Genomic DNA, 19662 nt, shown 5'->3' with positions numbered 1-19662 from the left:
CAACACATGCAACTCTTTCTGTGTGAAAAACCCTCCCAGGCAAAGGATATTGCCCGCGTGCTGGGTATCAGCAAGCGTGAGCAGGGATTTATCAGCGGCGGTAACATCGTTGTGACCTGGGCGGTCGGCCATTTACTCGAAACTGCCAGCCCTGAAGCCTATGGCGAGCAGTATGGCAGGCCATGGCGTGCCGATGTTCTGCCTGTACTGCCTGAGGCCTGGAAAATGGTCGTCAAAGAGCAGACAAAATCGCAGTTCACCGTTATCAGTAAGCTGCTCAAAAAGGCCGCTGAGGTGGTCATCGCCACCGATGCCGACCGCGAGGGAGAAGTTATCGCGCGTGAGCTGCTGGAATACTGCCGCTACAGTGGCGCGGTGCGCCGGCTCTGGTTATCAGCCCTGGATGAGGCCAGTGTGAAGGAAGCACTGAGCAGTATTCTTCCGGGGGAAAAAACAGCCCTGCTGTATGATGCCGGCAAGGGAAGGAGCCAGGCGGACTGGCTCATCGGCATGAACCTGACGCGTCTTTATACCCTTAAGGCCCGTGACTCAGGGATGTCAGAAGTGCTGTCCGTCGGGCGGGTACAGACGCCGACGCTTGCTATGGTGGTTAACCGGGATAATGAAATCACGTCCTTCGTGCCAAAGCCCTGGTGGCAGGTACATGCGCTTATTGAAAAAGAGGGCGTCCGGTTCCGGGCTGGCTGGGTGCCCGTTGAGCAGTACTGTGACGAGGAAAAGCGTTGCATCAATCCTCAGGCAGCCCGGGCGGTGGGACAGCTGTGTCAGCAGCAGGGCAGGGCTGCGGTACTGGAGGTGACACAGAAGCGGGAGAAAACGGCGGCCCCCCTCTGTTTTGACCTGGGTACCCTTCAGCAGGTCTGTTCCCGAAAATTCGGAATGGGCGCAAATGATGTGCTCGCCATTGCTCAGTCACTTTACGAAACCCATAAAGCGACCACCTACCCCCGGACAGACTGCAGTTTCCTTCCAACTTCGATGCAGCAGGAAATACCCGACGTTCTGGCGGCAGTGGCAAAATCCGATCCCGCTGTGGCCCCGGTACTGAATCAGCTGGACAGGAAGTTTGTCTCGCGTGTCTGGAATGACAAGAAAATCACCGCGCACCATGCCATCATTCCCACCCGACAGGCATTTGATTTGTCGCGCCTCAGCGCCGATGAGCTGAAGGTCTACCATCTGATTCGCCAGCATTATTTCGCCCAGTTCCTTCCGCTGCAGGAATCTGACGTGACGGAGGCGTCTTTCAATATCGGTGGCCAGCTGTTCCGTACACGCGGGAAAGTCGGTGTGGTGACGGGCTGGAAGTCATTGTTCCAGGCTGAAAAAGATGACGATGAAGAGGACGTCGACGGTGACAGTATGGCGCTGCCGGCGCTGGCAAAAGGGGATATCTGCGCGGTCACCGGTTCTGAGGTTAAGGATATGAAAACCAGTCCGCCCAAACCGTTCACGGAGGGGACGCTGATTGCTGCCATGAAGAACGCGGCCAGTTTCGTCAGTGACCCGAAGCTGAAGAAAGTGCTGCGTGATAACGCCGGTCTGGGCACAGAGGCGACGCGTGCGGCTGTGCTTGAAACCCTCTTCAAACGACACTATCTGGAGAAAAAAGGGAAGCACATCCACTCAACGCAGATGGCCCGGGAGCTGATTGCGGCCCTGCCGGAAACGCTGACGAGCCCGGGCATGACCGCATTATGGGAGCAGGCACTGGATGATATTTCGCAGGGGAAAATGTCGCTTGCGGTCTTTATGCAAAAGCAGCTGCAGTGGACCCGTCACCTTGTCGAAAAAGGCCGCCAGGACAGTGTGAAAATTACTGCTCCCGTCACGCCTCCCTGCCCGTTATGCAAAGGACCCACGCGTAAACGTAAAGGTAAAAATGGTGATTTTTGGGGGTGCATACGCTATCCGGACTGTGAGGGAATTATCAGTACAGGTAAGAAGAAAGCAGCGAAGCGTAAAAAAACATCGGTTAAGGCTAAAACAGAATAATCCGCGCAGTATTGAACTATTTCACTGTACAACCCCGGGCCGGGTTCTGCTATTGTTGCCAGGCTTTGATGCATAGGTGCCCCACTGGCCACGGTGCTGTAAGGTAAACTTTAACGGGATTTACCCCCAGCAGGCCTGGCAGGAAGTTATTGCACACTAACTGACCTGTAAGACGCATGCACTCCGTGAAAACCGCGTCGGGATTATTCCCCGGAGACAGATGAGACGACCGCAGGTTAAGGCACTGACCCCAGGGCCCCGGAAACGGTGCCCTTTTATTTTTACGGATCACGTTTTCCATTTAGACCGTTGACATTCCGGGAGGACGGTTTAATTATAAAAGTGCTAAACCGTCGTTCATTCGACCACCAATGATTCAGTAGCCTGTGAGAATCGCCTTCGGGTGGCTACAGCGAAAGCTCCTGTAACCTGAAAGGGAGCAAACTTTGGTACATCTGCGCACCTTTGAAAGCAGATATCGCCTGTACAAGCGCATTACGACGCGGCGATGAAGGTTCCTTCAACATACCAGACTCTCAGGATTCAACCGATCCTGACCCCCGACGGGAAACCACTCCCGTCAGGGCAGATGGTTTCTCCGCCGTACCTTTTTTTACCTCCATGGAGAAAACATCATGTCTGCAAACAACACTTCTGCATCTGCAAAATCTGAGTACTTCAACCTGACTATCAAAGGCATCGGGTATCTCAGCAACATCCGCCAGGTTAACCATCAGAATGGCTCGTTCCTCAGCTGCGTAATCAATGCACTGAGTGGTCCGACTGATAATCCGGCCTACGTCCGTTTTGACATTTCTGTCGCAGGTAAAGAGGCAACCAGCCTTATCGCCCGCTGCCAGAAAGCCGTCGATGAAGACAAGAAAGTCCTGTTGGGCTTTAACCTGAGTAACCCGTCCACGGACATATTTACGCTGAACAAAGGCGACCATGCCGGCGAACAGCGCGTCAGTGTGAAAGCCCGCCTGATAAAGGTGGACTGGATCAAAATAGGCCAGGACATGGTCTACAAGACTGAAAAATCTGACTCCGTGCCGCCACAGAATGGCTCTGCCGCACAACGCGACTATGCAGAAAACTCATTCTGATGCGCACCTGACACACCCCGTTCGCGGGGTGTTTCTTTATTCCTTACAGGAGAAATGATTATGTCCTCACGCGGCGTTAACAAGGTTATCCTTGTCGGTAATCTCGGCCAGGATCCTGAAGTTCGATATATTCCCAACGGCAGTGCAGTTGCCACCCTTTCTCTGGCCACGTCTGAGAGCTGGCGCGATAAGCAGTCCGGCGAGCAGAAAGAAGTGACCGAATGGCACCGGGTGGTTATTTTCGGCAAGCTGGCAGAAATTGCGGGTGAATATCTGCGCAAAGGCTCCCAGGTTTACATCGAGGGCCAGCTGCGCACACGCAAATGGACCGATCAGTCCGGCCAGGAGAAATACATCACAGAGGTGGTGGTAAACATTGGTGGCACCATGCAGATGCTTGGCGGTCGCCAGTCCGGCAGCGGTCAGAATACGTCTTCCCGGAATGACTGGGGCCAGCCTCAGCAACCTTCCGGACCGACTCACAGTGGCCAGGCTTCCGGCAGCAGTGCCGGTGCGCCACCGATGGACTTCGATGACGATATACCGTTCATTGGATTCGGGTATGGAGTACCAAAATCGGCAATCCATGCACTCTGAACAGCCTTTATGGCAGTTGCTCTGAACTTACAGATAATTCGGTCAGCATTTAAGGATAACTGACATGCCTGTTATACTGAGGATCAACGGTTTCCGGTTCTTTTTTTATTCTAATGAAGGTAACCCGCTCGAACCTGCACACATTCACGTAATGAAAGCAGGTAGTGAAGCCAAATTCTGGTTAACGCCATCAGTGGCACTGGCCAGTAACGATGGGTTTAATTCACGGGTATTAAAAGAACTGACGGGGATCGTTGAAGATAACCAAGCATTGTTTCTGGAGGCCTGGAATGACTATTTCAGCTAAACGGGTCAGCTTCGATGAGGCCACGATGTGGGTTGAACTCAACGACGCCCGTACCATCGGTGTGCCGCTGGCATGGTTTCCACGCCTGTTGCATGCTTCAACTGAACAGCTTAACAGCTATGAACTGAGTCCCCGTGGTATCCACTGGGACGCGCTGGACGAAGACATTTCTATTGCGGGTTTGCTTGAAGGCCGCGGCGATGTGACCCATCGTCCCCATAAAGTAGCCTGACAGCGCGCTATTAGTGAAAAACGCTGGCTTTTGCCGGCGTTTTTTTTCATCAACGGAAAATCAGTTGTTAATTGAGTGAAACCGGACCGATTCCGCACAGTGAGGGCTGTTTTATCACTGTACAGGAAAATTCCGGATGAAACGTAACACCTCTCACAACATATTTTCACCAGGCAGGCTTGCCACTGTTCTTCCCCTGCTGCTCCTTGCGGGCTGTGTTTCCCAGCCGCAAAAGTTGCAGCAACGTGCGCCTGCGGACCCGACACCCGGCACCACCGTCACCCGCAACGTTCAGCCGGTCTCTCCGGACGAGTATGCGCGGGCGCCGGAAGTGGTGCGCTACGATCGTTATCTGCTGGTCAGTACCGATCCGCAGGCGGCCCAGCGTGACCCTCTCTCGCAGATTATTGATATTCGCATCCCGTCATCCCTGCATCCTACCGTGTCGGACAAGCTCTTTTACACCCTCGGCGGCGGCTCGGTCATTTCCCAGCCGGCCACGCGCGGCAATATGCAGAAGCTGGGGCTGAATACCGGCTGGAGCAGTGACCTGATGTGCGGCAATTTTGACCTGAAAACCACCGTCGGCAACCAGCTCAACGGCGTCACATCCGGCTTTAAAAACCTGATGGGCGACGTGATTCAGGGGGCCACCGGCGCGGTGGCCAGTCTGCCGGCGATGGTCATTCAGCGGGCCAACCCGGGTCTGTACGACATGCTCACCAACGGCGTTCTTCAGGCCAATGTGTCATTCGACAAGGCGCAGCTTAACTGCCAGAACATGGCGAAAAAGATGATGGACTTCAGCGACAGCAGTAACTGGACGCAGCAGGCCATGATGGATGAATACAAGTCTGTTGTGAACAGCGGAGATACTGACGCGGTTCGTGCAGATGAGGCGGGGCGGAAAGTCACCGGCACGTCGGGCAACAACTGGATTGGTGGTCAGAAACGTGGGGGGGTGCCCCTATAAAGTTGTCAAGCATGTTTATGATGCCGCAGGGGTATAAAAAGTACCGTCACGCATCATGGCGAACAGAACGTCACAGCGTCGTCTTGCCAGGGCGATAAGTGCCTGATTGTGTCGCTTTCCCTGCCTCATTTTGCGTGTGTAGTAAGCCCTGGAGAGCGGATCTCTTAGCGCCGCGAAGGCCGACAGGAACAGCGCCCGTTTGAGGGTTTTATTGCCTCGCCTTGATGGGTGTTCGCCACGTATTGACGAACCGGAGCGCCGGGTTACCGGCGCAAGGCCAGCATAAGCAGCGAGATGTGCGGCAGAGGCGAAGGCGCGGCAGGCGACCTCTGTGAGGAGTCTGGCTGCGGTCCTGACACCGACTCCGGGCATGCTGGTCAGGACCGGGTAAAGAGGGTGAGCAAGAACCCGCTGTTCCACCTCAAGGGCCACCTCGTCTCTTTGCTTACGCAGCGTGATGAGCTGGAGTGCCAGGCGTGGCAGAACGACGACAGCGGCATTCGTGCCGGGAACGACGACGGTTTGCTGTGTTAGTGCCTGGGTGATATCTGTAGCAAGGCGCTTTCCCAGACGGGGCGCGAGTTTGCAGAGCTGGGTTGCCAGTTTCTTCTCACCCAGCGAAGCAAGTTTATCGGGTGAGGGATATCTCTGGAGAAGATCGAGTACTGCCGGGTGATCCAGTCGCGGACCGATAACGCGCTCCAGTGCCGGATGTATCTGTGTCAGGAGACCGCGGATACGGTTGCTGGCCTGCGTTGTCTGTGCAGCAAGATCATCATCGAAGCCACAGAGCATGGAGAGCTCGGCGATTTGCTCGTCAGCCAGCTTCAGAGTGCGTAGCGCGTGAGGCAGAGTACGGGCAGCTTCGGCGATGATGGCTGCATCACGAGCATCGGTTTTGGCTTCACCGGCATGTAAGTCGGCGATACGGCGCATTGCCAGCCCGGGGAGGTATCCGACAAGGACACCTTCAGAACGGGCAACGGCGACGGGTAACGCACCGATGGTGGCAGGCTGGTCAACAACCAGCAGTATCTGACCATGTTGTTTCAGGTCAGATACCAGCGCTCTGAGTTTGTTTTCGTCGTTGGGTAATGCTTTGTCGAACAGGCGTTTACCTGAACGATTAACGGCAACGGCGTGATGGGTATCTTTACCGACATCAACGCCAATAAAGACCTGGACTGATTCGTAATCGCTGGATTCGGTCATTCTGTCTCCCTGTTTATACGGGTTAACCAGATAACCTCGGGGAGCAGGTACCGGCATCCACGTTACAGACGGTCCCGGCATAAAGTGCCTGACCTAGCCCCTATTAGCGGTTACCAGCGCCCCACCAGACCCGGTGACATCACCCCCCGGATCATGGACGACTGGGGGCAGTAATCATGCCGGGTCTGGCTGGCTAACACCCCTAGTATAAGGGGTTCGAATAAAGTAACGGGGCAGCCCGCCATCCGTGTCACCCATGACCTTGTTGCTGCCGGCTACAACATGATGAACGGTTTACCTGTCACCGCTAATTCGACTGTCGGAGAAAGCAGCTGTAACGGTGGCGCATGCTCTAAATTCGGCAGCGCGGAAGAGGCGGCGGCCATGACCGTGAAGGTGCTGGGCGATCGTTCGATGCGCACCTGTGCCAACGCGAGCGAATGTACCAGCGGTGATGCGGATGACCAGCCCGGTACGACCGTTGCCGGCACCGGCTTTGCCCCACTGCTGGAGGAGGCAACCAAAGCCAACGCTGAGCAGCTGGTCAGGCTCGTCAACGGTACGGAAAAGCCCACGGCCGCGAATCTGGCGAAGCTGAAAACCGGCGGACTGCCGGTGACGGCCGGCGTGATAAAAGCCCTGCAGCGTGATCCGGATAATGCTGCCCTGACCGCCCGCCTTGCAGGTGAACTGGCCATGTCTGACACGGTGGAAACGGCGCTGCTGATGCGTCGCATGATGGTTACCGGTATGTCGGAGCCGAATGCCGCTGCCCAGCCAAAGGCCATTGATACCGCCGGCCAGCGTATTGAGGCGCTGGATCGGGAAATTGCGGCGCTGAAAAACGAGATGGAGATGAAGCGTGAACTGTCACGTAATTCGGTACTGACCATTATCGACAGGGAGAACCAGCGCGTCGAAACCAACCCGCAGACCCAGTCTGATGACAATACAGACAGTCGCTTCAACCAGATGGCAGCGCCGCAGTCGGCTGAATGAGGGAATAAGGATGCGTAATAAAACGACTGTCAGGAAAGTCCTGACCCGTGCCGGCATCTTCCTCGCCTGCATGGCGCTGTTCATGGTGGTCTCACTGATGATGGCTGACACCGCTATGAAACATCCGACTGAAGCTGCTGCATTCCGGAGCTGGATGCAGTCGACGCGTTACGGCTGGCTGATGTGGCGACTGGCGCTGTATGCGCTGGTCGCTTGGGGTCTCTGGAAAATCCGGCATGCGCCGGGTTTTCGGGAGGCATACCGGCGGCCGCTGCTGCGCATCAGTGTGGTCAGTGTGCTTTTTATCGCGTTGTGTGAGTACGCGATGTTTACCGGTCCGGGAGCCTGACGATGACGACAAACAGCTATCTTGAGTATTTTCTCACGCTGCTCGGCTGGGTGATCAATAACGGCCTGTGGAATGTCCTGCTGGGCACCGGGCTTTTTGTCCTGCCGCTGGCGTTTAAGGTGGTGGGGATCTGGCTGAAGGTCCGTGAAGAAGGGGAGGATGAAGGCAACAAGGGGATGCTGTCGCTGCCCCGTATCGAGAACGCGCTGTATGCTGGCTTCCTGGTGATGATTGCCTGCTGCGTACCGCTGATTAATGTCAGCCTGAGTACGATGCAGTACGACACAACCCGGGCAAAGAGCTGTGGTGTGTGGACGCCAAAAGCGCCGGATGAAAGCGGCTATGCCGGCGTGGTCACCAGTCTCAACGACCAGACGGCCGCAGCACCGGTATGGTGGGTGCTGATTCATAAACTCTCGAAAGGGGTAACCCAGGCGGCGGTGGCGACCATTCCCTGCCGCCCTGACATGCGGCAGATCCGCTTTGAAGTGCAGCATACGCGTATCGACAACAAAGCGCTGGCGCAGGAGCTGCAGGACTTCACCAACGACTGCTATTCGGTTGCGCTGTATCTGTGGAAGCAACAGGACCAGGGACAGACAAAAGATAAAACCACGCTGCGTGATATCGAATGGATTGGCAGCAGTACATTCCTGAGCCGGTATTATCCTTCGTTGCAGTCCAAACTGCCCCGGGCCGCGTTCCCGTGGACCGACAGCCGGGACAGCGGCCGGCCCAATACCGGAAGAGGCGGTTATCCCACCTGCAGCGAGTGGTGGAGCAGTACGGACACCGGTCTGAAAGCTCGCGTGAAGGACCAGGCCGACCCCGATATGTGGCTGCGTATCTCGGCCGCCATGAAAATGTCAGGCTTTAACGACAGTGACTATCAGGAAGCTGTCATACGGCGCCTGGTCAGCCCGGAGAGCCTGACGGTCTCACAGAGTGGCCATGTGTATGCCGGCTATGGCGGCAACGCCGATTTTACCCTGGATAATGCAGCGGCACGCGTGGCGGCTATTGGCGGGACATCTCTCGGCAGTCTGGCGGCATTCCCGGCGTTCGATGCGATGCGACAGGCGCTGCCTATGGTACAGGCCATCGTGTTGATGGCAATGTATGTCATGCTGCCGCTGATCCTGGCCTTTGCGGCCTATGAATTCAAAACGGTAATCACGATTACGTTTGTCATTTTCGCCCTGAACTTCCTGACATTCTGGTGGGAGTTGGCGCGCTGGCTCGACAGCTGGCTGCTGACCGCATTATACAGTTCTGACACACATAGCCGCTTTAATATGGCGGGACTGCAGAACAGCTCAGATGACCTCATTATGAATCTGGTAATGGGGGCGATGTTTATTGTACTGCCTGCAGTATGGTTAGGAGCATTATCTTGGGCGGGAGTAAGAATAGGCGATGTAATCTCTGGGGCACTTAAAACTGGGGTTTCTAAACCTCAAGAAACCGGGGGAGCAGCTGTAGATTCAGTTAAAAAAAGTGTTCGTTTATAATGGCATATTAAGCGAGGCGTGAATGCCTCGCTTAATCTAGTTTCTCAGACGTAATGTCATCAGAACCCGTATAATAACCATATCCATCTTTACCATATCTGTAACCGGGGCCTGTGCTTGAATCATCATCGTCAGGAGCTGACGAGCTGACATTTTTTGCAATGAGGGTAATACATAAAAGAAAGATCAGGCATGCGGAGATAACAAAACCCACTGTCAAAAGCCCTGCTAGTGTGCCGGCAAAAACCAGAACCAAGGGTATATGGCCAATCCATGTAGGTATTCTATTTTTACTTGCCAATGTTACGCAAACTTTATCAAAATTCAGGAGCTTAGCTTTCATTTGCTTATAAAGGATTGCAAGTCTTGCTCCACGATTCCACGCTCGATTTTTTTGAGATTGAGGCATTACATTCCTCCATACCTGGTAAGTCTCAAGACCACTATAGCCATAGCCGGTTTTTTGTGCAATTACCAAGGGCTGTTAGTATCCCCTAGGAAACTAATTAATTCATTAAAACTCATCAGGTTGCTTCATACTATCCAGCCAGGGCTTGTAATCGCTGGATTTCAATCACTATACTGTATGTATAAACAGTATTTTTGGGTTGGGACTAAGATGGCAGACTCTTTAGAGCAACTGGTGGAGAGATATAACCCTCCCGTTAAAAATGATGCGAGTGTACCGGCTTTGCTGATGGTGGCGTACGCCAAACTTCCTGGTGGTGACCGTTCACTGGCATGCGTTCCATTGTTTGGCGATGGAGTCTCCTGCGGTTTCCCTTCTCCAGCACAGGATTATGTCGAAAAACGTCTTTCCCTTGATGACCTTTGCATCCGCTATCCGGAAAGTGGCTTTGTTGAATAAATCGGGTTTAAATAAAAACTTTCCCTTTCAGTCACTTCCTCAGGCAATTCGTACACTTTCTGGCATGCCTGCTCGCGTCATTTTGTTTAAGGCACGGATCATGGCCATAGCTTCTCCAACCTGCGCATCATAATCCCGCAGCGTAAGATGCCCACCGAACAGTTGTTTAACACGGTACATCGCCGTTTCTGCCACAGAACGCCGGTTGTAAGCCGTGTGCCATTTCCAGTAAGCATTACTCCCCGTCAGACGCTGCCTCGCCACCGCCTGATTTCTGTCGGCATACTCCGCCGGCCAGTAACCGGAACGCGCTCGCGGCGGGATTAATGCCATAATTTTCTTGCGCCTTAGCTCGTCGTGGCACCGTTTTGTGTCATACGCCCCATCTGCGCAGGCGACCCGAATTTTCCTGTGCGTCTGACGGATAAGCCCCGGGAATGCCTCTGCATCAGTCACATTGTTCAGGGAAAGTTCAGCGCAGATAACCTCATGCGTACCGGCGTCTACCGCCAGGTGCAGTTTACGCCAGACGCGGCGCTTTTCCTGGCCGTGTTTTTTCACCTTCCACTCACCCTCACCGAAGACTTTTAATCCGGTGGAGTCGATAACCAGATGGGCTATTTCGCCGCGCGTGGGGGTTTTGAACGGGATATTGACGGACTTAGCCCGTCTGCTGACGCAGGAGTAATCCGGACAACGGAGCGGGAGCTTCATCAGGATAAAAATAGAGTCAATAAACCCCTGCGCGGCGCGCAGTGTGAGGTGAAAGACGCGTTTGAGCATCAGTACGGTGGTAATAGCGAGCTCAGAATAACGCTGAGTGATCCTACCCACGTAATGTGGACACGCCCTAAGCGAGGATTTGGTTTTCGAACTGTTCCGGGCTAATACCACCGCAGGCACTGTGGCGACGCCAGCGATTGTAATCACACTCGATATAATTGAACACCGCCGCCCGCATTATTTCCCGGCTGGCAAAGCGTTCTCCGTGGATACATTCCACCTTCAGTGAGTGGAAGAAGCTTTCCGTGCACGCATTATCGTAGCAGTTGCCCCTGGCGCTCATGCTCCCGCGCAGGTTATGCCGCTTCAGCAGTGCCTGAAAGGCCGCTGAGCAGTATTGTCCGCCCCGGTCCGTATGCATAATTACGTTCTCCGGCCGTTTACGCCGCCACAACGCCATCTGCAACGCATCGCAGGCAAGCCGGGCCGTCATCCGCGATGACATCGACCAGCCGATGACGGCCCGCGACCAGAGGTCGATGACCACCGCCAGGTACAGCCAGCCCTCGTCGGTACGCAAGTAGGTTATGTCTCCCGACCACTTCTGGTTCGGGCCGCTGGCGTAAAAATCCTGCTTCAGCAGGTTCTCTGACACCGGCAGGCTATGTTCACGGTAGCTCACCGGGCTGAACCGGCGTGCGGCTTTCGCCCGTAACCCCTGACGGCGCAGGCTGGCAGCAATGGTTTTCACGTTGTACGCCAGGCCCTGCGCACGCAGCTCTTCTGCCAGACGGGGCGCACCGTAGCGCTGTTTTGCCTGGCCGAAAGCATTACTGACCGCGCTGTCGCAACCCTGCCGGAAACGCTGGCGGGCACTGATGACGCTGCGGCGCTTGCGCCAGGCATACCAACCGCTACGGGCCACGCACAGTACGCGGCACATGGCTTTAATGCTGAATTCAGCCTGGTGTTGTTCGATAAAGACATACTTCATTTCAGGCGCTTCGCGAAGTATGTCGCGGCCTTTTGGAGAATGGCCAGTTCCTCTGCCTGCTCAGCCAGCTGACGTTTGAGACGGGCATTTTCAGCCGCCAGTTCACTCTCGCGCTCAGAGGATGCGGTCTGATGCTGCTGCTTGCTGCGCCAGTTGTAGAGTTGCGACTCATACAGGCTGAGTTCGCGGGCGGCGGCAGCGACACCGATGCGTTCAGCGAGTTTCAGGGCTTCATCGCGGAATTCAGGCGAATGCTGCTTACGGGGTTTCTTACTGGTTGATACGGATTTTGTCATGTGAGCTACCTCTGGTTGAGAGTTTACTCACTTAGTCGCGTGTCCACTAATGGTGGGTAAGATCAGAGGACGACCACGTGAAGACGTGTTGGGCTGTTCATACCAGGCCTGAGTAGTCGACTCATCAAGCCAGAATGTCAGTGAGCCCCGATTGACGAGCGCCTTGTTGTAGTCAGCCCAGTTGGTGATTTTGAACGTTTGTTTTGCCATGTGATACCGCTACAGGATCGGGAATATGGTGATCTGATCCTTACTACGGCCAAAAGTTCGATTTATTCAACAAAGCCAGTTTTTCACTGCATTTAACCATTCCAGTAATGGTTTTTTTTCCGATGAGTGCACCAGTCTAATGAGTTCTTGAACTGTTTCTTTTTCATCAGTATCACTAGTCAATATTTTGTCAGTTAGAACAATCTCTTCAATTTTAACGTGTTTTTTTTCGTAAAACATATCATCAATAACGTCTGTTGTTGATGATATGTTGAAAGCATACAGTTTTACTGTATTGGGTACGCCAGTTGCTGTTGCTTCATCTAACAAGCTATTTAATTCAGAGTTTTCTTTTTTAATTGAGTTTTTGTTTGTTTCGATATCTTGTAGTGTGTAATGAAATGTTTTAGATAATATTACCAATGCAGAGTAAGTGGAAATAACCAGGTCCAAGCTTACTTTAATTTGTTTGTTAGGGTGTTCTTTATGATGCTTAAATAAAGGTGAAAGCCCTGATATGATTGCGTTAATAACTCTAATATTGACAATTTTGTGTTTGTTTATTGTGTGTTTTAAGCTTTTTACATAATCATCTCCAAAATGCGGAAGTGTTTCTTCAAAAATGTCGTATATATCATGATCAGTAAGAGTGAATGGTACAATATTTGAAATGATCTTTTCTTTGTGTTCTATTTTAAATGGTGTTTCTTTGCTTGTATTACTTACAATTATAAAGTCAACCTTGTCGTTCTTCATATAAATTGAGTGGCAATAGCCTAATATTTCATCTGCTAGTTTATTGTCTATTCTCTCAATGTCATCAATCACGAATAAACCTTCGGTTTTTGACAATGTGTTTTTCAAAATCGCATTGTAAAAACCAGAAAGCATTCCTTTTATTGGGGCGCTTGCTGCGGGGGTTTGAGCGCTAAAAGCTATTAGTGGGCTTATTATTTCGGTGGCTTCTTTAATATCTTCTGGTGTGTTTAGATAGCTTACATTGATAATCTCTGACTTGAACATTTCTAGGGAGTTAACACCAAGCATGGAGATTATGAAGATTGTTTTATTCCCATATTTATTTTTTAACTCATTGGTTAAATAGTGGGTTTTTCCAGTTCCCCATTTTCCGTCTAATAAAATCAAGCCATCCCTTTTTGTGCTTAGTAAATGGATAAGATTCATTGTTACCTTGTCCAATCCCATTTCTCTCATTTTCAATCCTTGTGATGTGAAATGCAAATTTCATTGTGACATTACGAAGGGCGCTGAGTGATACTTTATAACGAGTTTTGGTAAAAATGAAGCTAAGGTTTTTATCTTAAAAATGTTTTTGTGTTGTTTTTGTCTTGAGTAATCCCTAAAAATTTCCATCACGTTAACTTTCAACGGATGGATGATCATGTCAGACAAGAAAGAAAAGAGAGCTGGTGCGCTGCACTCAGAGCTACGCATTGAACTGCATACCCAATACGCTATCAACACCTGGAGCGGGCGCCCTGCCTCGAATGGGAAGCCATCACTGATCGGGATGCCGCTATTCTTCAAGCTCATTTCCCGAATTAACCGCGATTCACTGGCGGATAACCCATGGGCGGATGCATCGCTGTTGGAAGTGGAAACACAGTTGGAGCAGGCCAGCCAGAAATTCCAGAAATGGCTGAATGATATTGATCTGCTGATGGCGATGCTGCCAGTGAACGCTTCTATATCCGAGGGTACCTCTTCGGCACCGTTGAGTATTGGCGTTCACAGCCATTCACCATTGGGATACCACAGCGTGTACCTTCTTGTGGGATTTGATCAACTCATTTTGCGTGTTTTCCAAGCTCACCACTACGGTCTCATGTCCCTTAAAGAGCGTAAAGCCTGGATACATCGCTGTAGCCATCAAATACGCCGTATCTTCTCTATTGCCCTGCGTTACCGTTCCCATCCCGTGACCCGCCAGGATATTGCCTCAGATAACGATGTTTCCCGTGAGGCAATCGAACAATTTGGTGAGCTGGATAGTGCGATATTGCTGGGGAATCGCCGTTCACGCTTCTCTCCACCGGTAAACGTCGAAAGTATTGAGTTGCTTGTTGCAGCTTCCAAACGTCAGTCGCGCAATGAGAAATCTGTAAAGCAGAAGGTACCGGATGATAAGAATGAAACTGCAACCTAACTGAATTCTGAATATCGGAACAAAGACACCCGCTTGAGGATGGAAAAGTTCCGAAAAGAAAAGAAACTGACTGGCTTAATGTTATAGATTGGAAGCAGGGCATAAATTTGATAATTTAAAGATGGCTTTGAAGTACCCCGCGACTGCGGTAATCAGATTTTTCGTTTCTACAGACGAACGATTGAACAGTATAGCGACCCATTATGTTACCTGGATGAGGTTGTAAGGCGTGACCCTCCGTTAGATTACACGTCGGCCAATAAGGCTCTGGCTCGGAGATGTGATATTAACCATGAACTATTGGTACAGGTTCAGAGGCATGGTTCCAGGATGGAACCATGACTTTCAAATTTCAGTAAAAAAATCACATTAAAAATTTGTATCTTTATTCCCATATTTCTCTTTGGGAGAGGATTTCTCGAAGTTGCCCTATCTGCCATGTAGGGTGCTCAGTTGGTATTGTTACCCCCACCTCTGTATAGCATCATTGTGCGCCACCGCTAACAACTGACAGTCTTGCCAGGGCCTGATAGAGGCTGAAACGGTTTTCTGTCACCCGATATTCTGCCTGCCGCCGCTGCTGTTGGGCATCCAGCCAGAAGTTCAGTGGTGCAGCTCCGGCCTGGTAACGAATTCGACTTAATGTTTCTGAGCGGTACGCCAGCTGTAGCAGTTCTTCAAGTTGTGACTGCTCTTCCCGCAGCTGTGCCTGCAGTGTCAGTGTATTATCAACTTCTACCATAGCTGCATAGAGGGTCTGACGAAAGTGAATAACTTCCTGTTGGTAACTCAATTGTGCCTGCTTTATGCTAAGTTCATGTGCGCGCCAGTTCAGAAACGGTAAGGAAAAAGCCGCTGACAGTGAGGCTACGGGATTGCTGATGAATGACATCAGCTCAGTGCTACTGGTGCCAAGTGAGGTGGAGAGGCTGAATCCGGGATAGAGTTCTGCATGGCTGATATCAACGTTTGTTAGTGCTTGCCGCAAGGCCAGTTCTGCCTGACTCACATCTGGGCGTCGAGCAAGAATGTTGACAGGCAGTCCTGCCCGAACCTGCGGAAGTTTTCCCCTGTGAAGAGCCGAAGGCTCCGCCAGAATTTTACCAACGGGCATTCCTGCCAGCAGACTCTGGGTATTACGAGCCTCGATCAGCTGACGTTTAAGTTGTCGGGTGTTTGTTTCCTGGGAAATCATATTTTGCCTGGCATTAACCACATCAACAGCGCTGACTTTTCCAGCCTGCCAGCGCAGCATAACCAGTTGAAGTGTCGCGCGGGCGGTTTCCTCATCCTGCAGGCTGAATGTGAGACGTTCATTCAGTACACCAAGTAACCAGTAATTGTCGCTGACGCTTTCCATCAGCAACAGATATGTCTGCCGCAGAGACTGCTCAGCAGATTTCACTGAAAGGGCGGCTGCATCCCGTTGTCGCGTCTGTATACCCCAGAGATCAATTTCACTATCTATTCCCAAGCTGGCCGACACACTGCGATTCCATTTATTGTGGTAATCAAGTGGACGACCGGAGCTGGCACCGATATTGCCTGAAACAGCAGGTTCAAATTGTACGGAGGTCTGTTCCAAACTCAGAGCTGCCTGTTTTACCCTGGTTGCGGCCAGTTCAACGTCTGCGTTACGGAGCAGTGTTTGTTTCTGAAGACTGATTAACAGAGGGTCATTGAATTCCTGCCAGGCGTAAGGATAACCAGCAGCTTCATTTATTGTCACACTCTGCCAATGTTCAGGTAAGATCATCGGTGGAGCGGAATACTTGCTGTTAATCAATCCTCCACACCCCGAGAGAAATGGCAGCACAGTGACGAGAAATAATTGCCTGATATTTATCATTCACTCTCCCGCCAGTGCCTGTACAGGTTCCATTCGTGCTGCCCGACGTGCGGGAAGCCACCCAAAGACGATGCCTGTCAGCAGGGCGCAGAAAAATGCAAGCACAGCAGATTGCCATGAAAACAGCAGAATTAGTTGTGAGCCCACCAGATTTGTCATCACCGGTCCAAGAACCGCTGAAAGCAGTAACCCCAGTAAGCCACCAGCAAGCGAAACCAGAAGCGCTTCAGCCATAAACTGCGACATAATATCCCCACGTCTTGCCCCCACGGCCATGCGGAGACCGATCTCACGGGTACGTTCAGAAACTGTGACTAGCATGATGTTCATTACACCCAGGTAACCGATGCCCAGTGCAACGCCCGCTACAATCAGGATCAGCAGGTTGAATATCCATGCTGTATGTAGGATTTGCTGGCGGGTACGATCGTTATCTATTAGGGTGAAGTCATGACGTCCATTGTGACGCTGTGATATCAGCGACTTCACAGCTTGCATGGTAGATGATCTATGAATATTTTCCTGCAGCTGGATATCTACATTTTGCAGGGGCTGCTGCCCGATAATCCTGACTATCATCGTTTGCCATGGAAGCCAGACAGAAACCTGCCCGGGTCTGCTGTAAATGTTATCAGGGATCACGCCAACCACCCGTACCGGAACACCTTTGACGTATATGATTTTCCCTATCGCCGTAGAACCACTCGCATCAAAAAGTGCATGCTGGGTGCTTTCATCAATGACAGCGGACTGGTCAGTTTCACCAGGAAATAAGATACCATCGAGTATCGGTAGCGCATGGATACGAAAGTATTCCGGGCCGACCCCCTGCAGTAATGCATCGTTAGATTTTTGTCTGAAACTGACTTTACCAGATGACAGGAACTGAGGACTGATCGCCCTCACACCAGGAAGGCGTGCCAGAACTTCCATATCTTCCTGAGTTATGGGATTGCCAGCGATTTTTTCTTCGAATAATCCAGGTCCGGAAATGAGCTGCACCACACCAGGGCTCAGATTCCGCAGCTGCTGCAGCGTCTGCTGTCGGGCTCCTGACCCTGCGGCCGTCACCATGACGACGGCTGCAATACCAAAGACCATGCCACACATTGTTACGGTGGTGCGCAGCCGTCTGGATTTCATCGAGTGTAGTGCCATCATGAAAGCTTCACACATTCGCACATACAGGTTTCGCCAGTGAGATGTACGAGGATTATGAAAATGTTTACGCGACGCATGAATGACCGGAACACCGCTATCAGCAACAATCCTGCCATCATGGAGTTTAATAATTCGTGGAGCGCGGGCCGCAATCTGATCATCATGCGTGACTATGATAACGGTATGACCCAGATGATGGAGTTCTTCCAGTATTGCCATGACTTCTTCGCCTGCGGCAGTATCCAGCGCTCCGGTCGGCTCGTCTGCGAGAATAATTTCAGCACCATTCATCAGCGCCCGGGCAATGCACACTCGTTGCTGCTGGCCACCAGACATCTCATCGGGATGGTGGTGCAGGTGTTCAGCCAGTCCCAGGCGTCTCAGCAAATCAGCTGCTCGTGACAACCTGGCCTGACGGCCTTGGAGTGTATAAACGGCGGGTAGAGCCGTATTAGACAGTGCATCCAGTTCAGGGATCAGATGATACTTTTGAAAAACAAATCCTACATGTATCTGGCGTAACCGCGCGAGATCGTCAGGGTGTAACTCTGTAATGGAATGCCCCTGAATGATACATTCTCCTCGAGAAGGATAATCCAGGCAGCCTATCAGATTCATCAGGCTTGACTTTCCGGCACCTGAAGGCCCGGTAATCGCCAGCATTTCCCCTGCCTCAATTTTAATACAGATGTTTTCCAGCACATTCTGACTTTGATCCGCATGATGATGAATACGATACACGTTGCGCAGCTCAGCGACTGTTCTCATGGTTGCGCCCCTGTATTTTCATCAGATTCAGAGGCAGATGTGGCTTGTGTCAGTACAACTCTTTCTCCTGCAATAATGCCAGAGATAATCTGAATCTCATTGCCATCATTAATCCCGGTGGTGACCTGTCTGTTCTCTAACGTGCCATCCGGATTCGATATCTGAACAAACGTGTTTCCGCCATTCTGGTGTAAGGCAATCAGGGGCACCAGCAACGCATCACGGGAATGTGCTTGAATGATGGTTACCTGTGCCGTCATATCTATCCTGAGAGTACCATCCGGATTGGGTACATCCAGCATAGCCGTGTAGTAGACGGCTCCCTCTGCCTGCACAGAGTTATTACTTTCGCTGCCTGTAAAGTTATCGGGTGCCAGGGCCACGCTGTTTAGCACTGCCGGATATTTTTTGGTCGGATCAGCAAAGATGGTAAAATAAGCATCCAGTCCAGAGTGAATAGTGTTGATGTCAGCTTCAGAAATATTGACCCGAACGTTCATACGATCCAGTCGCGCCAGTAGAGCAATGGTCGGAGTATTCTGGCTGGCATTCACTGTCTGCCCCTGCAGGGCAGAAATCGAGATCACGATACCGTCAAGGGGGGATGTGATATGCGTATATCCCAAATCGAGTTGTTTTTTCTCAACTTCAATTCTGGCCTGTGTGAGTTGGGCACTAAGAACATCCTGATCTGCACGGGCACCTGCAAGGGCGGCCTGCGCAGCTTCATAGTCCTCCTGCGAACCGGCGTCTCCGATAAACAGACGTTTCTCTCGCTGGAAACGTTGTGAGGCCTGCTTAAGTGATGCCTCACGGGCTCGCTGATTAGCAAGGAGTTCATTGAGGCGTGACATAGCGATACGCAGTTCACTGCGCTGAGGCTGGTCGTCAATTTCAGCAATTGTCTGGCCTTTTTTCACACTTTGCCCTGGCTTGACCCAAACCTTCTTAATCTGCCCTGAAACTTGGGTTCCGACGTTAATACGCTCTGCAGCATCAATTTTTCCTACAGCTTGTACGCTTTTTTCAATGTCTCCTATCCGAACGGCTATGGTGTTAATAGCAGGTACAGTGTTCGGGCTCGTATGTAAGAAGGCTGTAGCCGTGCCAGCCAGGATTAGCACGATAACGATTAGAAGTAGTTTCGACTTCATGTATAACATTAATTGCCCAAATATATTGTAAAAAGGTATCCAGAACATGGAACGTCTGAGAAGAAAAAAAACCACAACAAAGATTGAGTTTTTTTAATAGAGTCCTGTAAGAGGAACTTTTATAAGTTTTGGTGGAGGGAAAGTTTTCCTTATCTGAAAATGTAATTGGG

16 protein-coding genes and 4 pseudogenes are annotated in these 19662 nt (G+C 51.6%); 11 read left to right on the top strand and 9 right to left on the bottom strand.

What is annotated here, in order from left to right; genetic code table 11:
• Positions 1-6: 6 nt before the first annotated feature.
• The 6 genes and pseudogenes from WM46_RS15670 to WM46_RS15645 all read left to right on the top strand — a co-directional run.
• A complete protein-coding gene (locus WM46_RS15670; RefSeq protein ID WP_102602759.1) occupies positions 7-2016 on the top strand; it encodes a DNA topoisomerase III in 2010 nt (669 codons plus the stop codon).
• 635 nt (positions 2017-2651) lie between these two features.
• Positions 2652-3122, top strand: a complete 471-nt coding sequence (locus WM46_RS15665; protein WP_102602758.1) for an STY4534 family ICE replication protein — start codon at positions 2652-2654, stop codon at positions 3120-3122.
• A 60-nt stretch (positions 3123-3182) separates the two neighbouring features.
• A complete protein-coding gene (locus tag WM46_RS15660; RefSeq protein WP_016807973.1) occupies positions 3183-3719 on the top strand; it encodes a single-stranded DNA-binding protein in 537 nt (178 codons plus the stop codon).
• 64 nt (positions 3720-3783) lie between these two features.
• On the top strand, positions 3784-4026 hold the full coding sequence (locus tag WM46_RS15655) for a DUF4160 domain-containing protein (protein WP_016807972.1): 243 nt from the start codon (positions 3784-3786) through the stop codon (positions 4024-4026).
• Positions 4010-4258 carry a DUF2442 domain-containing protein gene (locus WM46_RS15650; RefSeq protein WP_004115558.1) on the top strand — a complete coding sequence of 83 codons (249 nt, stop codon included), beginning with the start codon at positions 4010-4012 and terminating at the stop codon, positions 4256-4258. The genes WM46_RS15655 and WM46_RS15650 overlap by 17 nt, the downstream gene beginning before the upstream one ends.
• A 403-nt stretch (positions 4259-4661) precedes the next feature.
• Positions 4662-5219: pseudogene (locus tag WM46_RS15645) on the top strand (integrating conjugative element protein); the annotation flags it as partial.
• A 27-nt stretch (positions 5220-5246) separates the two neighbouring features.
• Here WM46_RS15645 and WM46_RS15640 read toward each other — a convergent pair.
• Positions 5247-6443: an IS110 family transposase gene (locus tag WM46_RS15640; protein ID WP_102601400.1), complete on the bottom strand. Its 1197-nt coding sequence runs from the start codon at positions 6441-6443 to the stop codon at positions 5247-5249.
• Between the two features lie 231 nt (positions 6444-6674).
• Between WM46_RS15640 and WM46_RS15635 the strand changes: the two are divergent.
• From WM46_RS15635 to WM46_RS15625, 3 genes and pseudogenes are all read left to right on the top strand, one after another.
• Positions 6675-7442 (top strand): annotated as a pseudogene (locus tag WM46_RS15635) (integrating conjugative element protein); the annotation flags it as partial.
• A gap of 10 nt (positions 7443-7452) precedes the next feature.
• On the top strand, positions 7453-7791 hold the full coding sequence (locus tag WM46_RS15630; RefSeq protein ID WP_032636816.1) for a hypothetical protein: 339 nt from the start codon (positions 7453-7455) through the stop codon (positions 7789-7791).
• 2 nt (positions 7792-7793) lie between these two features.
• Complete coding sequence (locus WM46_RS15625; protein WP_102602757.1) at positions 7794-9302, top strand: conjugal transfer protein TraG N-terminal domain-containing protein; 1509 nt, start codon at positions 7794-7796, stop codon at positions 9300-9302.
• Positions 9303-9333: 31 nt separating this feature from the next.
• Here WM46_RS15625 and WM46_RS15620 read toward each other — a convergent pair whose 3' ends face one another.
• Positions 9334-9711 carry a hypothetical protein gene (locus WM46_RS15620; protein ID WP_079450189.1) on the bottom strand — a complete coding sequence of 126 codons (378 nt, stop codon included), beginning with the start codon at positions 9709-9711 and terminating at the stop codon, positions 9334-9336.
• A gap of 210 nt (positions 9712-9921) precedes the next feature.
• Between WM46_RS15620 and WM46_RS15615 the strand changes: the two genes are divergently transcribed.
• Positions 9922-10170: a hypothetical protein gene (locus tag WM46_RS15615; protein ID WP_410374612.1), complete on the top strand. Its 249-nt coding sequence runs from the start codon at positions 9922-9924 to the stop codon at positions 10168-10170.
• A gap of 39 nt (positions 10171-10209) precedes the next feature.
• On the opposite strand, the pseudogene WM46_RS15610 reads toward WM46_RS15615, so the two are convergent.
• From WM46_RS15610 to WM46_RS15595, 4 genes and pseudogenes are all read right to left on the bottom strand, one after another.
• Positions 10210-10992: pseudogene (locus WM46_RS15610) on the bottom strand (IS5 family transposase); the annotation flags it as partial.
• A 28-nt stretch (positions 10993-11020) separates the two neighbouring features.
• Positions 11021-12183, bottom strand: a protein-coding gene (locus WM46_RS15605) for an IS3 family transposase (RefSeq protein ID WP_102602369.1) whose coding sequence is annotated in 2 segments (ribosomal slippage) — positions 11021-11922 and positions 11922-12183 — 1164 coding nt in all. Because the reading frame shifts where the segments join, the coding sequence is not laid out codon by codon here.
• 63 nt (positions 12184-12246) lie between these two features.
• A pseudogene (locus tag WM46_RS26655) lies at positions 12247-12393 on the bottom strand (IS5/IS1182 family transposase); the annotation flags it as partial.
• A gap of 66 nt (positions 12394-12459) precedes the next feature.
• Positions 12460-13608 carry a hypothetical protein gene (locus WM46_RS15595; protein ID WP_102602756.1) on the bottom strand — a complete coding sequence of 383 codons (1149 nt, stop codon included), beginning with the start codon at positions 13606-13608 and terminating at the stop codon, positions 12460-12462.
• Between the two features lie 187 nt (positions 13609-13795).
• On the opposite strand from WM46_RS15595, the gene WM46_RS15590 reads away from it, so the two are divergent.
• The gene (locus tag WM46_RS15590) at positions 13796-14560 is read left to right on the top strand and encodes a PFL_4669 family integrating conjugative element protein (protein WP_102602755.1); all 765 of its coding nucleotides are present in this window, start codon (positions 13796-13798) and stop codon (positions 14558-14560) included.
• Positions 14561-15044: 484 nt separating this feature from the next.
• On the opposite strand, the gene WM46_RS15585 is transcribed toward WM46_RS15590, so the two are convergent.
• Genes WM46_RS15585 through WM46_RS15575 form a run of 3 tightly spaced genes read right to left on the bottom strand, consistent with a single transcriptional unit; the run spans position 15045 to position 19540 of the window.
• Positions 15045-16409, bottom strand: coding sequence for a TolC family protein (locus WM46_RS15585; RefSeq protein WP_102602754.1), 1365 nt, complete (start codon positions 16407-16409; stop codon positions 15045-15047).
• The gene (locus WM46_RS15580) at positions 16410-18338 is read right to left on the bottom strand and encodes an ATP-binding cassette domain-containing protein (protein WP_102602753.1); all 1929 of its coding nucleotides are present in this window, start codon (positions 18336-18338) and stop codon (positions 16410-16412) included.
• A complete protein-coding gene (locus WM46_RS15575; protein WP_262360399.1) occupies positions 18335-19540 on the bottom strand; it encodes an efflux RND transporter periplasmic adaptor subunit in 1206 nt (401 codons plus the stop codon). The genes WM46_RS15580 and WM46_RS15575 overlap by 4 nt, the downstream gene beginning before the upstream one ends.
• Positions 19541-19662 lie beyond the last annotated feature (122 nt).

The organism is Citrobacter freundii complex sp. CFNIH2 (genome assembly GCF_002880615.1).
Taxonomy (GTDB): domain Bacteria; phylum Pseudomonadota; class Gammaproteobacteria; order Enterobacterales; family Enterobacteriaceae; genus Citrobacter_A; species Citrobacter_A amalonaticus_F.
Note: the sequence above shows the minus strand (reverse complement) of the source record. Positions and strands in the feature narration are given on the sequence as shown.